Origin of the sequence: Mycobacterium gordonae (assembly GCF_002101675.1) — a bacterium.
GTDB lineage: Bacteria > Actinomycetota > Actinomycetes > Mycobacteriales > Mycobacteriaceae > Mycobacterium > Mycobacterium gordonae.
Window position 1 is genome coordinate 68,207 of sequence record NZ_LQOY01000072.1, and the last position, 14,270, is coordinate 82,476.

Annotated in this window: 14 protein-coding genes, 1 tRNA gene, 1 other RNA gene and 1 pseudogene; 4 read left to right on the forward strand and 13 right to left on the reverse strand. The window is 68.3% G+C overall.

All coding sequences use genetic code 11. The annotated features are described in order from the left end of the window. Nucleotides 1-1,026, forward strand: a complete 1,026-nt coding sequence (locus AWC08_RS11775; RefSeq protein WP_065135073.1) for an alcohol dehydrogenase family protein — start codon at nucleotides 1-3, stop codon at nucleotides 1,024-1,026. Here the strand turns inward: AWC08_RS11775 and AWC08_RS11780 are convergent. The 7 genes from AWC08_RS11780 to AWC08_RS11810 all read right to left on the reverse strand — a co-directional run bounded on the left by AWC08_RS11780 (nucleotide 1,016) and on the right by AWC08_RS11810 (nucleotide 6,860). Next, on the reverse strand, nucleotides 1,016-2,011 hold the full coding sequence (locus tag AWC08_RS11780) for an NAD-dependent epimerase/dehydratase family protein (RefSeq protein ID WP_069432939.1): 996 nt from the start codon (nucleotides 2,009-2,011) through the stop codon (nucleotides 1,016-1,018). The two genes, AWC08_RS11775 and AWC08_RS11780, sit on opposite strands and share 11 nt — an antisense overlap. A 44-nt stretch (nucleotides 2,012-2,055) precedes the next feature. After that, nucleotides 2,056-2,751, reverse strand: coding sequence for a cutinase family protein (locus AWC08_RS11785; protein ID WP_142283537.1), 696 nt, complete (start codon nucleotides 2,749-2,751; stop codon nucleotides 2,056-2,058). A gap of 118 nt (nucleotides 2,752-2,869) precedes the next feature. Next, complete coding sequence (locus AWC08_RS11790; protein ID WP_065132310.1) at nucleotides 2,870-3,043, reverse strand: CsbD family protein; 174 nt, start codon at nucleotides 3,041-3,043, stop codon at nucleotides 2,870-2,872. Nucleotides 3,044-3,118: 75 nt separating this feature from the next. Beyond that, nucleotides 3,119-3,289, reverse strand: coding sequence for a CsbD family protein (locus AWC08_RS11795; RefSeq protein ID WP_159459987.1), 171 nt, complete (start codon nucleotides 3,287-3,289; stop codon nucleotides 3,119-3,121). Between the two features lie 53 nt (nucleotides 3,290-3,342). After that, the gene (locus tag AWC08_RS11800) at nucleotides 3,343-4,401 is read right to left on the reverse strand and encodes an NAD(P)H-dependent amine dehydrogenase family protein (RefSeq protein ID WP_069432940.1); all 1,059 of its coding nucleotides are present in this window, start codon (nucleotides 4,399-4,401) and stop codon (nucleotides 3,343-3,345) included. Between the two features lie 30 nt (nucleotides 4,402-4,431). Further along, the gene (locus tag AWC08_RS11805) at nucleotides 4,432-5,535 is read right to left on the reverse strand and encodes a hypothetical protein (RefSeq protein ID WP_069432941.1); all 1,104 of its coding nucleotides are present in this window, start codon (nucleotides 5,533-5,535) and stop codon (nucleotides 4,432-4,434) included. Then, on the reverse strand, nucleotides 5,532-6,860 hold the full coding sequence (locus AWC08_RS11810; protein ID WP_069432967.1) for a hypothetical protein: 1,329 nt from the start codon (nucleotides 6,858-6,860) through the stop codon (nucleotides 5,532-5,534). The genes AWC08_RS11805 and AWC08_RS11810 overlap by 4 nt, the downstream gene beginning before the upstream one ends. A gap of 45 nt (nucleotides 6,861-6,905) precedes the next feature. Here AWC08_RS11810 and AWC08_RS11815 point away from each other — a divergent pair, with 45 nt between their 5' ends. Beyond that, entirely contained in the window at nucleotides 6,906-7,310 is a 405-nt protein-coding gene (locus AWC08_RS11815) for a hypothetical protein (protein ID WP_372513512.1), read from the forward strand. A gap of 2 nt (nucleotides 7,311-7,312) precedes the next feature. Here the strand turns inward: AWC08_RS11815 and AWC08_RS11820 are convergent, their stop codons facing one another. The 5 genes from AWC08_RS11820 to AWC08_RS11840 form a co-directional block, all read right to left on the reverse strand. Next, nucleotides 7,313-8,671, reverse strand: coding sequence for a CHAT domain-containing protein (locus tag AWC08_RS11820; RefSeq protein ID WP_082986509.1), 1,359 nt, complete (start codon nucleotides 8,669-8,671; stop codon nucleotides 7,313-7,315). After that, a complete protein-coding gene (locus tag AWC08_RS11825; protein ID WP_069432942.1) occupies nucleotides 8,668-10,410 on the reverse strand; it encodes a hypothetical protein in 1,743 nt (580 codons plus the stop codon). The genes AWC08_RS11820 and AWC08_RS11825 overlap by 4 nt, the downstream gene beginning before the upstream one ends. A gap of 83 nt (nucleotides 10,411-10,493) precedes the next feature. Next, nucleotides 10,494-10,997 (reverse strand): lipoprotein LpqH, encoded by a 504-nt coding sequence (locus AWC08_RS11830; protein ID WP_172835195.1) that lies wholly within the window; start codon nucleotides 10,995-10,997, stop codon nucleotides 10,494-10,496. A gap of 86 nt (nucleotides 10,998-11,083) precedes the next feature. Next, nucleotides 11,084-11,920, reverse strand: a complete 837-nt coding sequence (lucA, locus tag AWC08_RS11835; RefSeq protein WP_069432943.1) for a lipid uptake coordinator LucA — start codon at nucleotides 11,918-11,920, stop codon at nucleotides 11,084-11,086. Nucleotides 11,921-12,026: 106 nt separating this feature from the next. Further along, a tRNA-Ser gene (locus AWC08_RS11840) sits at nucleotides 12,027-12,112 on the reverse strand. 89 nt (nucleotides 12,113-12,201) lie between these two features. Here AWC08_RS11840 and ffs point away from each other — a divergent pair. After that, nucleotides 12,202-12,298: signal recognition particle sRNA small type (gene ffs, locus AWC08_RS11845), an RNA gene on the forward strand. A 41-nt stretch (nucleotides 12,299-12,339) separates the two neighbouring features. Further along, entirely contained in the window at nucleotides 12,340-13,608 is a 1,269-nt protein-coding gene (locus tag AWC08_RS11850) for an aspartate aminotransferase type Ic (protein WP_142283533.1), read from the forward strand. 72 nt (nucleotides 13,609-13,680) lie between these two features. Here AWC08_RS11850 and AWC08_RS36445 read toward each other — a convergent pair. Continuing rightward, nucleotides 13,681-14,270, reverse strand: a pseudogene (locus AWC08_RS36445) (hypothetical protein); the annotation flags it as partial.

The following is a 14,270-nucleotide window of genomic DNA, read 5'->3' on the forward strand; positions in this document are numbered from 1 at the left end:
ATGCGCGCGGTAATCGTCGACGGGCCGCACAGGATCCGGGTCGAAACCCGGCCCGATCCGGCCCTTCCCGGACCCGACGGCGCGATCGTTGCGGTCACCGCGGCCGGCATCTGCGGATCCGATCTGCACTTCTACGAAGGCGAGATCCCGGTACCCGGGTCGGTGGCCCTCGGCCATGAGGCGATCGGCACCGTCGTCGAGGCCGGCCCGCACGTCCGCACCGTCCGGGTCGGCGACCGGGTGATGGTGTCGTCGGTGGCCGGCTGCGGCGCCTGCCCCGGCTGCGCCACCCGCGACCCGGTCACCTGCTCGGCGGGCTTGCAGATCTTCGGTTCCGGCGTGCTCGGCGGCGCGCAAGCAGACCTGCTTGCCGTACCCGCCGCCGACTTCCAGCTGCTCAAGATCCCCCCGGAAATCTCGACCGAGCAGGCCGTGCTGCTCACCGACAATCTCGCCACCGGATGGGCCGCGGCTCGACGGGCCGACATTCCATTCGGTGGCACGGTCGCGGTGATCGGCCTCGGAGCGGTTGGACTGTGCGCGTTGCGTAGCGCGTTAGCCCAAGGCGCGGCAACCGTTTTCGCTGTCGATCGGGTCACGGGGCGCCGGGAACGCGCCGCCGCCTGGGGTGCCACGCCGATCCCGTCGCCGGCGGCCGAGTCCATCATCGACGCCACCGGGGGTCGCGGCGCGGACGCGGTCATCGACGCCGTCGGCACCGACGCGTCGATGACCGACGCGCTCAACGCGGTCCGGACCGCGGGCACCGTCTCGGTGGTCGGATTGCATGGCCTGCAGCCGTTTCCGCTGCCCGCGTTGCCCTGCCTGTTACGCAGCATCACCCTGCGATTCACCACCGCGCCGGTACAGCGCACCTGGCCGGAACTGATTCCGTTGCTCACATCAGGGCGCCTCGACGTCGATGGCATCTTCACCACCGGCCTGCCGTTGGACGAAGCCGCCGAGGGCTACGCGATTGCCGGTTCGCGCTGCGGCGAGCAGGTGAAAATCCTGCTCACGCCCTAGGCGCATCGATTCGGCGGAACGCCGCGACGGTGTCGGCCACCGTCTCTCGCGCGTCCCGGTAGTTGACGCCCAGTTCCTGCTCGCTCGGTGAATCGTCGGACTTCGGCATCTGCGTGTAGTACTGCATACCCGCCGCGGTCAGGGGATTGTCGAAAGGCAGGTACGGTCCCGCGAGATCCAGCACCGTGCCGGCCACCCGCAGGAAGCTGTCCGGAATCGGAACGGCCACCATCGGGGTGTCCGCGACCTGGCCGAGCATCTTGGCGAGTTCGGTCACCGGCACCCGGTGCCCGCCTGCCATATACCGTCGTGGCCCGCGCCCCGGTTCCAGCAGCGCCACATGCAGCGCCGCGAGATCGCGGGCGTCGACGATCAGCCAGGCCGCGCTGCGCCCGGGGATCGCGTGCATCTGCAGGGCCGCCTTGACACCCTCGCCGGCCTCACCGAACTGGTCCCCTACCGGTGGCCCGAGCACCATTCCCGGATAGGTGATGGTCACGGGCGCGCCGGCGTCCTGCAGACCGCGGGCATAGATCTCCACCTGCGCCTTGGAGGTCCCATAGCCGTCGGTGCCGCCGACCACCGGCAGGTCGGCCGTCAGGGTGTCCAGGTTGGGGTGGAACAGCGCGGTGAAACTCGACACGTGGATGATCGGGTCGAGGCCCATCTGCACCGCTTGGCCCAGAACGTTGCCGGCGCCATGCATGTTGGTGCTGAGCATCTCGGGAGTCTGACGCGGATCGGTGGCCACCAGTGCGGCGCTGTGTACGACGGCGTCGCACCCGGTGAGGGCCTCGCGCACCGATGCGCGGTCTTTGATGTCGCCGGCCACGTAGTCGGATACGTCGACGCCGAGCGCGCCCACCGATGTCTTCAGCTTTGCCGGTGTTCGCACCAGGAAACGGACGGAATGTCCCGCATCGGCGATGGCCTTGGCCGTCCACCCGCCTACAAACCCGGTGCCACCGGTTACCAGAACGCGCATGCTGCGATTCTCCAATGCCCGATCAGCCGTCGGTGCGTCGGGGGTTAGAGCCGGCCCGCGGCGAAGTCGGCTGCCTGTCCGGTCATCCCGTTCACCGGATAAGTGGTGTGCGCGAAGGTGGGGGTGGTGCCACCGCCGTTGCAGATGGTGTCGCCGTCGGCACACAACTCGATGGTCTTGGGCCGATACAGCGGGCCGATGGCGATCTGCGGCGCGTTGTACTGGCTGAGGAACTGCGGTGACGGCGTTCCGAACAGCGCAACTGCGGCAACGTGATTCGCGATCTCCGGCGCCAGCGGCTGGGGAACCGCCGCGGCGGGCACGCCCGCCGGCACGGCGGCCGAGGTGACGTAGCCCGCCACCGCGGCGCCCTGTGAGTAACCGCCCAGCACCTCTTTGGTGTTGGGGCAGGTCGAGGCCATCGACTGGACGTGCGACCCCGCGTCGCGAATCCCGTCGATCACGGTCAGGGGGAAGTCGCTACTGCCGAAGTCGGTGCTGGCGGGGTAGTTCACGGCATAGACACCAAGGGATTTCGTGCCGAGGGCCGGACGCAGCGAGTCGACGAACGACTGTCCGACACCGCCGACGCCGGGGGGTTCACCGCTGCCGCGGGCGAATACCACCTCGACATCGGGACATGGTGCGGCGGCCGCTGTCGGCACCGGGCCGCCGGCCAGGAGGGAAGTGCTGATCGCTGCCGTTGCTCCGGCAGCAGCCAGCGCGCGTTTCGGACCCATCATGAACTAGGGATAGCCATAAATCGGTGTCTCAATCGTGAAGCTGCCCCACGCGGATTCGGCCGAACCGCGCGGGGCAGCTTTATGATCTTGTCGTGCAACGCCTTTCGGTCCAGCGCTACTTCTTGAAGGCGTCCTTCACCTTTTCGCCGGCGTCCTTCAGGCTCGACTTGGCCTGGTCGAAACGGCCCTCGTTCTCGGTGCTCCGGTCGCCGGTCGCCCGGCCGAGGCCCTCTTTCGCCTTGCCACCCATGTCGTCGATCTTGTTCTTGATCTTGTCTTCGGCGCTCATACGAATGCGGCTCCTTCTTCGCTTATTGGCTGACTGCAGGGATGTACCCGGATGTGGCGGGTCCGCAAACCCCGGTCAGTACCGCGCCCGGCGGCGCCGGAAGGCGTTTCTGACATCCAGCCCGGCGTCCTTGGCGTTCGCCTTCGCCTGGTCCAGCTTGCCTTCGTACTGGGTGCGCCGGTTACCGGAGAGCCGGCCCAGGGTCTCCTTGGCCCGGCCGCCCCAATACTTGGCTGAGTTGCTCAATCGGTTATTGGTAGCCATGGCGGTGGGATACCCGCTGAGCGGCCGCTTCATGCTCAGCCGGTCGGCACGTTGCCTCGGGGCAGGGTCAGCGGGAGGTCGGTGTAGGTGACGATGCCGGGGGCCGCCGCCACCACGGCCGGGATGGCGTTGATCGCGGGCATCGCCGTCATGATGTGCCCGAGTGCCATGAACTCCGCCAGCGTCGTGGCCTGAAAGTATGGGGGCGGCAGGAAGCCGACCTTCGTGGTGACCGTCGGCTGCCCGTCGACCTGAATCACCCAGCCGTCCTGGTCGATCTTCCAGTCGGGTTCAAGAGTCTGTCCCTTACGCCACCGCACGTTGAGGTCGATCACGGTGCGGCCCGCGACGATGCCCTGCCAGCTGATGTAGACCCCGGCCACGCAACCCGCCGGTATGGTCCACGACGCCATCTCGAGATCGGCTGTGGTTTCGGCGAATTCGGGAACACACCGAATCTCGTCGAGGTCCACGCCGAGTGCGTCGGCGACCAGCCGGACCGCTTCGCCGAAAATCGCGGTGCCCTTCTCGGCCATCTGCGCCAGCTCGGGATGATCGATCGGCTGACCGAAGCCCACGGGGCGCTCGGTGTCCGGCGAGTCGTAGAACGTGGTGTCGGCTGCCTCGTTGACGGTGACCTTGTCGACGCGGTTGCACACCATCGCCGACACGATGGCCAGCAACTCGGCGAAGCCGGGGCTGACGCCGGAGCCGAACATCGTCGAGCCGCCCTCCTGGCAGGCCGCCAGGATGCGGTCGCGGCCGTCGCCCAGGTTGTGTCCGGTGATGAATGACGCCGTCGTCACCACGTTCACCCCCGCGGACAGGATGCGGACCAGTTCGTCGACATCGATCCACATCGGGTTGTAGACCACGCAGTCGGGTTTCAGGGCCAGCAACGCCTGGACATCGTTGGTGGCGGCCACCCCGACGGGGTCGATGCCCGCCAACTCGCCGGCGTCACGGCCGGCCTTGTCCGGCGACCACGCGTAACACCCGATGAGATCGAACTGGGGATTGGCCACGATCGACTGCACGGAGCTCTTACCGACATTTCCGGTCGTCCACTGCACGACGCGATATTTGTTGGGCACTCGCTCAGCATAGGTAAGCGGGGCCAAGTCTCAATAGGAAGACTCGCTGGCGAGGACTTCGGCGAGGTAGGCATCCGCCGGCGGTTGGTCGAGCCGTGCCCGTACCCAGGCGCGGACCCGGTCCCGGGCCTCCCGGGTTTCGCTTGCCGCCGATATCGGAGCCCCGATGTCGACCGAGGTTGCCGGCCAATCGTGGTTCCAGGCAGCCGATTCCGTCAACTCTCCGCGCTGTGTGTCGACGAGGGGGACGGTGGCCCGCCCCGCGGCATCCATGGCGGCGGCGCCGCTGACGTCGCCGGAGCGCAACCGCACCGCGACATCGGTGGCCGGGTCCGGTCCGATGACGGCCGCCCGCACGACGGCGACGACCCCCGGACCGGCTGCCTCGACGCTCCAATCGACCGTGTCCTCCGCCGCGTCGAAGATGCCCGGCGGCACCGCGCCCCAGTTGATCGACGCGACCCCCCGTCCGATCGCCACGCCCGGACGCGGGCCCGGCTGCGCACCCGCGGCCAACGCGTAGTCATCGCGGTACCCGGTCGGCATGGTTGGAACCAGTGTCGAATCCTGCACCGCGACAGACAGTTCCGCCCAGCCCGCGCCGTCCAGGCCGAGCTCGTCGGCCAGCTCGGCACCGTCCCGCACCAGGTCACGCACCCGTCCGTCATCGGTGTGCGCTAGACCGATCAGGGCAGCGGCATGCGGCGCGAGTAGTTGTGCCACATCCGAATCCAGGGTTTCATCGCTGAAAAAGGCCTGTGCCTCCACCGTGAGCAGCGCCACCTCGACGTCGAGCAGGGCCCGGTCGAGGGCGGGGATCCCGTCCCGCTGACTGGCTGGCCACCACCGCCGCAGCCAATGGCCGAGCGCCAGGCGGTGCAGCGAGCCCATCGCCCCGGGGGCGATGTCGAATGCGGTGACAGCCCGAGGTTCCTGGACGGCCGACAGCAGCGCGACGTGGCCGGACTCGCCGATGACGCGCCACAGCCAGTCGGCGCGGGTGGGGTCGGTGAAGGAAATGTCAGCGGCGTCCGCGCCGGCCGGGTCATCGACGATCCACGACAACACCGCACCGCTGACTTCCAGCACCGCCATCAGAGGCAGGGGCTGTTCGACGGTTCCGAGAAGTCTCATCCCGCCACCTGCAATTCCAGCATCGACTTGATGCGTTGCCGATGGTCGAGGCTGACCGACCTGGCGACGCCCTCCAGCAGTGACCGCACGTCGTCGACGTCCTCGCAGGACTCCTGCCAGACGTCGCGTCCGTGTAGCCGTGCCCACAACCGGCTCAGATACGGCTGCCGGTACCGGGCCAGGTCGTCGACCACCTGCTGTTGGCGCGGATGGATCGGCCCGCCCTCGGCCAGATACCGCCGCGCATGCAGCACGTAGGCCTCCTTGCGCAGTCGCGCCTGGATCTGCCCGGCCAGCGCGTAGCGGCTGGTGACCGAACGGTCCAACGGCGCCAGCTCGCCGGCGACCTCGATGCCGGTGACCAACGTTGCCTGCTTGTCCTCGGCCAGCAGCCCCCACGGCGCGCAGGCCCGGTCGACCTCCTCCTCGCAGAGCAGTGGAACGTCGGGCAGCGCGTCGCGGTCCAGGGCGCGCCGCAGCGTGGAACGCACCCGGTCCACCACGGTGCGATCCAGCGGGCGGTCACTGTCGGAACCGTCGGCCACCTGGGGCGCTCGCTGCGGCGCAGCGGAACTCAGGCCGAGCTCGACGATCGACCACGGGACCTGCGCTCCGTCGTCCCGGACCAGGGCCCCGAGGTTGTACGGCGTGGCGTCGGCGATCACCGAGGACCACACCCGCTGGCGCGCGGTGGCCGCGGTGTGGCTTCGGGCCGGGCCGAGCACGGTAGTCAGCGCCGCCAGCAAGGGTTCCAGCACCGCCGTGTCCGCCCGGACATCGGCCCAGCTGGCCTCCAGCTGAGCGGCCAGGGTCGCCACCACACCCGGATCGGCGACGTAGTCGTTGAGCACCTCGATCGCGGTGCGGTCCCGGCCCTGGTGCACCTGGTGCAGCACCGCCGCGGCGGCCTCGCGATCCTGGGGTGTGGGTGCGCCTTTGGTCACCGCGAGCTCGAAGCACACCGGGAAGTAAAGCTCCTGGGCGTTGCCGCTGCGGATTCGCAACCTGCGGCGCTCGAGCTTGAGCACCTCGAACCAGGCTGCGGCAACACGCAATTGACCGGCGTTGCCGACGATCAGGTCGTGCATCTCGGCTGCGGTGTCGCCGCCCACCACCGGTGCGGAATATTGCGGATTGGACCGCAGCCGCAGGACCAACGGATCAATGATCCGTTTGACGGTGCGGGTCAGGGGACCGCCGTCGTCGCTGCTCAGCACCTCGACCCCGGGACCGATTGCGCGCCAGGCCTGGTCGATCACCGCGCGTCGGGGTTGCCCCGCCGCGCGGTTGTCGTTGGCAGGCGGTGCCTGCGGGTCGGCGCTCATCACCACAGGATAGGGGCACCGGCAAAAAAACCGGTACCCGAAAAGTTGGGTTCGGTAGCGCTGGCGACAGTCGAATCTGGTCGCATGAACATGTGGATCGCACTGGCCGGGTTCTTCGTTGCGAGTGTCGCCGCCGTGGTGATCGGCCGGATCGCGGCCAGCGCGCGAAGCGGCCGGGACAATCTTGCCGTCGGGGTCGGTACGGTGCGCACCGTGGTCGACGAACAGCCGGAAGCCGTTGGCGGAGAACGCCAGATCTGGATCGAAGTGTCCAGCGTGCATGGTGACAGCTTCATCGGCCGGTTGGTGCACGACGACTCCGAAACGGACATGTCCACTTTACGGCCCGGACTCGTCATGCTGGTGGCGTTCGATCCCGCTGCCCGCGAGGAACTTTCGCTGCCCGACGACGTATTGGCCGTGCGGGCGTCGGGTCTGGAGCTGGTCTGAGATCACCGCGCGCCGTCCACGGCGAAAGTGACCAGCGCTGCCCAGAACAACGGGCTGGCGCTGGCATCCCCGTCCCGCCATCGGCGCATTTGCGCACGCTGCCAACGATTCACGGCACACCCGGCGTCCGGCTCTTCGTGCGCGGTGTCGACGGCGATGGCGGCCTCGGCCATGGGATCGGAATCGTCTGGAACCGAGCTGAATTGACGATACGCTGCGGTAGTCGGCAGCGACCAGAGCGTGGCGGTCACCAGCTGGGCCCCGCCTAGAATCATGGCGGCCACCAGCCCGGTCGCCTCGTCGAACTGATAGTCACCGCCCGACGCACAGGCCAGCAGCGCGACGCGGGGCGGCATGGGTAACCGCAGCGACATCAGATCCGACGCGGTCAAGGGGCGGTGATTGCCGATTGCCTCCGCGTCTCCGGGTGCGGCGGCGGTGCACGCCAGATGCAGTGCGGCCCGGTCGGCCTGACCCGAGTCGCCATCGGCGGAGCTGGCATGTCCGACATAGACCAGGCGGCTGGGAAGCTGGGCCAGCGCATCCGCCAGCCACCTGCGGTCAACGTCCTGACGCCGGAACAGCTCAACCGAGCTGCCCACCGCGGGAAGCACCGCGCGTCGCTGCATCGAGTCGGCAAAGTGCCGCGCCAGTGCCGTGTGCTCGGAGGGCCGGCCGAGCACCGAACCCAGTGCCGAGTCTGGCCGCTGCCCAGGTACCCGGGGATCGAGGATCAGAAGCGACGCGCCGTCCCGTCTGGCGTCCCACCGGGCAGCCGGGCGCGGCGCATGAACGATGTTCTGCGGCACCGCCAGTAGTACGTCAGCCAACTCCATCAACCGATAGCCGTCGGTGTGTTCCCGGATGTCCGCGAGCTGCCAGGGGATGCGGGCGGCAACCCGGCCGCTGGCGGTGATCGCGTCCTGGCGGGCCCGCACCAATTCCTCTTTGCTGGGGCCTGATTTCGGTAGTGCGAGCAACCCCCAGGGCATTCGAGCCAGACGGGCGCTCGGGGAGACGAACAGCGTCGGCCGCGGCGATGAAACGCACTCCGACAGCAGCTTCCACCCGGCCTCGCCGATCAGCAGCACGCCGAGAATGTATGCGGTCGTCAGCTCGGTTTCCGGGGTTGCGAACGCGCCCCGCGACAGGGCCCGCTCGATGGCGTCGCGGCGGCTTTCGTCCCCGTACGGCTCGGGAAGAGCGCCGGTCAGTTCTTCCAAAGCCGCCAACAGCATCGGCTCCTCGACCACCCAATTGACGGTTCGGGACGGATCGCCGACCACCCACAGGCTCGCGTAGGTGGCGATTCCGACGTCGGCGTACCGCAGCACCAGAGTCTGCCGATTCGGATCGTTCACGGCCAGGTCGCCCAGGCCGGCTCCGACGCGGTGACCGCTCGGCCGTACCGCTGCCGTGCCAGCTCGCGGTAGTGGCTCATGATCGCCGTCGCCCCGGGTTGCATCTGTAAGGGAGGCAACGGTCCGAGCCGGGTCAGTGAACTCCCGCCCGATGCCGGACCGGCTGCCGCGATGGCCGGTGCGGGTTCGTCACCAGCCTCGATGAATGCCGGAGCGGCAGCGGTCGACTCCCATTCACCGACCCGGCGTTGCGGGTGTTCGGCGTTGAAAGTGCCGCGCGCGCTGTGGTATTCGACCAACTCGCTGACCAGTTGGGTGTTCTCCCATTCCCAGGCTACCGCGAACGCGCTCGCCAGTACCGGCGCGGAAACCCTTGCTGCCCAGCGAGATCGCGCGTCGGCATCGGCGATCGAGTAGCGCACCGAGTCCACCGCCAGGGCCGCCGGGATCTTCAGTTCGGCGGCCTGTTCCAATTTGGTCATGGCGCGCCAATACTCCGGGGTGCCGACCTCGCCGCGCAGGATTCCCAGCGACTCGGCCTGACGTGCCTCGGTTTCCTGCAGTGACTCGTCGGGGTCACCCGAACCGTCGAATCCCATATCCGACAGCGCATCGGCGCGCCACACCGTTCCGAGATGGTTGTCGAGCAGGGCGTACTGCAGCCAGCTGCTGCGCGGGGAGGAGTCGAGCAGCTCACGCGCCTGCGCAATCAGTTCCACCGCATCCGCGAACCGGCCCCAGAAGATAGCTATCCAGCTGCGCTGCAACAGAATACGGTGTAAATGCAATGGCTTGCCGAGCTCGCGCCAATGCTGTTCGGCCTGTTCCCAGCACCGGTCGGCTTCTTCCAGCGCGCCACTGGCAAGCCGGGTCAGGCCCAGGTACAGCCAGCAACGGGACACGTCGTGCGCCCGCGCGTAGCGGCTGATCACCTGATAGGCCTCCGACGCCAGTTGCTCGGTGTTGACGTGGTCACCGACCGACCAGCAGGCTGCCGCGCGCTCCAATTGCGTTCGTGCGGTCGCTAATTCCCAGCCTTTGGCTTGCGCTCGCGCTCCCGCGCGCCGCAGCCAGGGCTCGGCCTCGGCCAAGCGCCCGGTCTCGACGCAGAAACGGCCGTAGTGGGTGGCGGCCAGCACCCAGATGTAATCTGCATATTCGGACGCGGGGGCAGGCTGGCGCAGGACGTCGAGCACCTGCTCCCACAGTGCAACCGATTGCACGTGCAAGTCGTCGTCGCACAATGCCGTCGCGCACAGCACCCGGGCGTGCGTGAGCAGGGCGGCGCGTTCGTCGGCCAGATCGGGGAATTCGGCTCCCGGTTCGGCCAGCCCATCCAGACCGGTTCGGGCCTCCTCGTGCAGTCCCTCCGCCGCGGCCAACCCGATCTGCAGAAACTGCGCGCGCCGTGAGTAACGGCAGATCATTTGGGCGATCTCAGGGTGCGGCATGTGTACCTGTTCGGCCGCCGCCGGCGAGGTACCGGCGAGGATGGCCCGGTAAATCACCAGCGGTTCGTGAATGCGCCGAATGCATTCGCGCACGCCGTCATTCGCGCCTCGGGCCAGGTAGATCGCTCCGAGCTGTGCAAAGACCTCCAACGCCAGGTCATCGCGGTCGGCCTGCTCGATCCCCGGCAGCAGCGACAGCAGCAGCTCCCGCGAGGCGTCCTCGTCGGCCGCGAACGCCAGGCTGTGGGCCTGTGCGAGGGCACGTTCGAGGTCGTGGGAGATCAACACGGCTGCATCATAAGTCCCGGCCTTCCGGCCAATCCGGAACGGCGGACATGCAGTGCATACCCGCCGTGCCGAACCACCCCTCGTCAGCCGCACGAGACCTTGATGTTGAAGTCCTTGGTGATCATTCCGGCCATCGGGTTCTTCAGATCAGCGCCCTGAGCCTGCCCGGTGATGGTGTACGTCTTGCCGTCCACCGACACCTTGGCCGAGCCGACCTTCGATCCCATGTTGTCCGCCACCGAAAGGGCGTTGCCGTCGACCACCATGGCCAGCGACTCGACCGTGGGCGGGTTGCCGTCGGCCATCACCACCGCCAGCGCCTGCTGTCCGCCGGTGTCGCCACTGCCGATGTTGATCTTGCCGCCCTGCTTGACGCAAGTCACCGAGGAAGGGTTCAGGCCCGGCAGATCCGAGCCGCCGACCTTGACCTCGGTTCCCGCGCCGCCGTTGCTGGCGACGCTCGCCGGTCCGTTCGAGGCCGGGCTGGCACTGTGGCCGCCACTGGAACAACCGACCAGCGCCGACGCGCAGCCAAGGGTTCCGATCGCCACCGCGATAACACGCTTCACTGGACTTCCTTCCGTCATGCGCCGCCCCGATGGCGTCGTCATGGCAGAAGTACAGATCGCCGCTCCCGCTACCGATCCCAATTATGGCGGCGGGGTCGGCCGGCCTACTCCTCGACCGCGACGCCGCCCCTGGTGCGCCGACGGCGGTGCGAGGTCTTGCCGGTGGGACGGCGGTTGCGTAGCCGCGCGGAAGATTCAACGGTCTGCTCGGACGCCTCGTCGGACGCCGGCGCCTCAGCGGTCTCCGCGGGCTCCTGGTCCGGCGCCTTCTCCTCGCTCAGCACCGGGGCGGGCGCCTCGGCGGTAACCGTTTCTGCGTCCTGCGTTTCTTCCGGTTCGGCCGCTTCTTCGGGTTCCGCGGCCTCATCGGCGTGCTCAGCGTCCTCTTCCGTGTCCTCGGCGTCCTCGTCGTCGTCCTCGTCGTCTTCAGCCGCCGCCTCGACTGCCTTCCCGCGCTTCTTCCCGCGGATACGGCGCTCTTTGACCTTCTTCGGCTTGATCGGTTTGGGCGGTGGCGGCGGCAGCTCAGCGACGAACGACAGGTAGAAGGCGAAGAACCCGAGGACGCCGATCGCTGCGGCGGCCCCGTAGATCGCGAACAACCACTGACCGGCTTTGTCCAGGCTGAACCAGTGCTCGCTGATCGCGGTGCCGATTATCAGCACGCCGGCCAGCACGTGGGCCACGATCGAGCAGGTCCTGATGGTCAGCGCCAGCTGCGGTACGGCCAGCTCCGGCTTGCGGGTGCGCAGCAGGGTGAAGACCACCGGCAAAGCGGCCAGTCCGAGCAGGGCGCCGGTCACGATCCGCAGCGTCATCCCCGCGCCACTGCCGATGTCGCCCATCAGCTCGGGCCACCGCGGCAGGACGAAATAGAAGAAGAGGACGCCGGCGCCAATCGTGAACGATGCGTGCCACAAGATGGCGACCTTGCGCCCCATACCACTCCTTTAAGTCCCTCAAGCCTGACGACTCAAGCCGCCGGACATTGACGGGGCCCCACCGTCAGTTCCGGCATCGGTCCAGGTCAAACGACAGACCGTACAGCGGAGGATGCGGGATTTGAACCCGCGAGGGCTGTTAACCCAACCCGCGTTCCAGGCGAGCGCCATAGGCCACTAGGCGAATCCTCCGTGGTCATGGTAGCTGCTGATGCGGGCCTAGTGTCCCCGGTCCCTGCCACAGCCGCCGCCGCGTCGGGAAATCCAGGTACTACACTCGCCGTTGGACCCCGCGCGGCGTCTATCCTGTGAACTCCCCCAGGGCCGGAAGGCAGCAAGGGTCAATGGGCTCTGTCGGGTGCGCGGGGTCCCCTCTATGCCCCGGCTTATCCGCTTTTCTCGATGGGAAAGGGTCCCTGGTGTCCTTCGACTCCCTCAGCCCTGCAGAACTCTCCGCGCTACACGAGCGCCACCAGCAGGAATACGCGGATCTGAAGGCCAAGAAGCTGTCGTTGGACCTGACCCGCGGGAAGCCGTCGCCCGAGCAACTCGACCTGTCCAACGGGTTACTGACGTTGCCCGGTGAGGACTTCCGGGACCCGGAAGGCACCGACACCCGCAACTACGGCGGCCTGCACGGATTGCCCGGGCTGCGCGAGATCTTCGCCGAGCTGCTCGGCCTGCCCGTGCAGAACCTGATCGCGGGCAACAACGCCAGCCTGGAATTCATGCACGACGTGGTCGTCTTCTCCATGCTGCACGGCGGTGTCGATTCGCCCCGGGCCTGGAAGGATGAGCCGGCCGTGAAGTTTCTGTGCCCGGTTCCCGGTTACGACCGGCACTTCTCCATCACCGAGACGATGGGCATCGAGATGATCCCGGTCCCGATGGTCGAGGACGGTCCCGACGTCGACCTGATCGAGGAACTCGTCGCGGCGGACCCCGCCATCAAAGGGATGTGGACGGTTCCGGTGTTCGGCAACCCCACCGGCATCACCTACTCCTGGGAGACCGTGCGGCGGCTGGTGCAGATGCAGACCGCGGCGCCGGACTTCCGGCTGTTCTGGGACAACGCGTATGCGGTGCACACCCTCACCCACGACTTCATCCGGCAGGTGGACGTGCTCGGCCTGGCCACCAAGGCCGGCAACCCCAACCGGCCCTACATCTTCGCCTCCACCTCCAAAATCACGTTCGCCGGCGCGGGGGTGTCCTTCTTCGGCGGATCGCTGGGCAATATCGCCTGGTACTTGCAGTACGCCGCCAAGAAGTCCATAGGACCGGACAAGGTGAACCAGCTCCGGCACCTGCGCTTCTTCGGCGATGCCGACGGGGTGCGCCTGCACATGCAGCGCCACCAGCAGATACTGGCGCCGAAGTTCGCGCTGGTGGCCGAGATCCTCGAGCAGCGGCTCGGTGAATCCAAGATCGCCTCGTGGACCGACCCCAAGGGCGGCTACTTTGTCAGCCTCGACGTGCTGCCCGGCACCGCGCGCCGCACCGTCGCCCTGGCCAAGGACGCGGGCATCGCGGTCACCGAGGCGGGTGCGTCGTTCCCGTACCGCAAGGACCCAGAGGACAAGAACATCAGGATCGCGCCGTCCTTCCCGTCGCTGCCGGACCTGCGGGACGCGGTCGACGGGCTGTCCACGTGCGCTCTGCTGGCGGCGACGGAGTCGCTGCTCTAGCTTTTGACTCTGCGCTTGTGGCGCAGAAGTACGAGTGGCCGCCGCCCTGGGCGCAGGCTCAACGAGCTGGGGTCATCCCGGGATGCCGTTATCGCCGTTCGCGCCGGGGTCGCCGGGGTCGCCGGTAGCGCCCTTGGCGGCCGTGCCGCCGCTGGGGTTGACACCGCCGAGGCCGCCGACGCCGCCGAGGCTCGCCCCGCCGCCGTTGGCACCCGCGCCGCCCGTGCCGCCGATGACAGTGCCGTGCCCGCCGTTGCCGCCGTTTCCGCCGGCGCCGCCGCCCCCACCGATCGCGCCGTTGCCGCCCACGCCGCCCTTGAAGCCGAGGCCGCTGCCCTGTTCACCGGTACCACCGGAGCCGCCGGTGCCGCCGGACTGACCGAGAGCACCCTTTCCGCCACTACCGCCGGTGCCGGTGGCGGCATCGCCGCCCGCTCCGCCGGATCCGCCGTTGCCACCGGCACCGCCGGCGGCGCCGTTGCCACCGTTGCCACCGTTGCCGCCGCCGGTGGCGACGGTGCGATTGCCGTCGCCGCCGGCGCCGCCGAGACCGCCCTTGCCGGTGGAACCACCGTCGCCCCCGTTGCCGGCGGTGCCCACGGTGACATTGCCGCCGGCCCCGCCCCTGCCACCGTTGCCGGCGTCACCGCCGATGCCGCCGG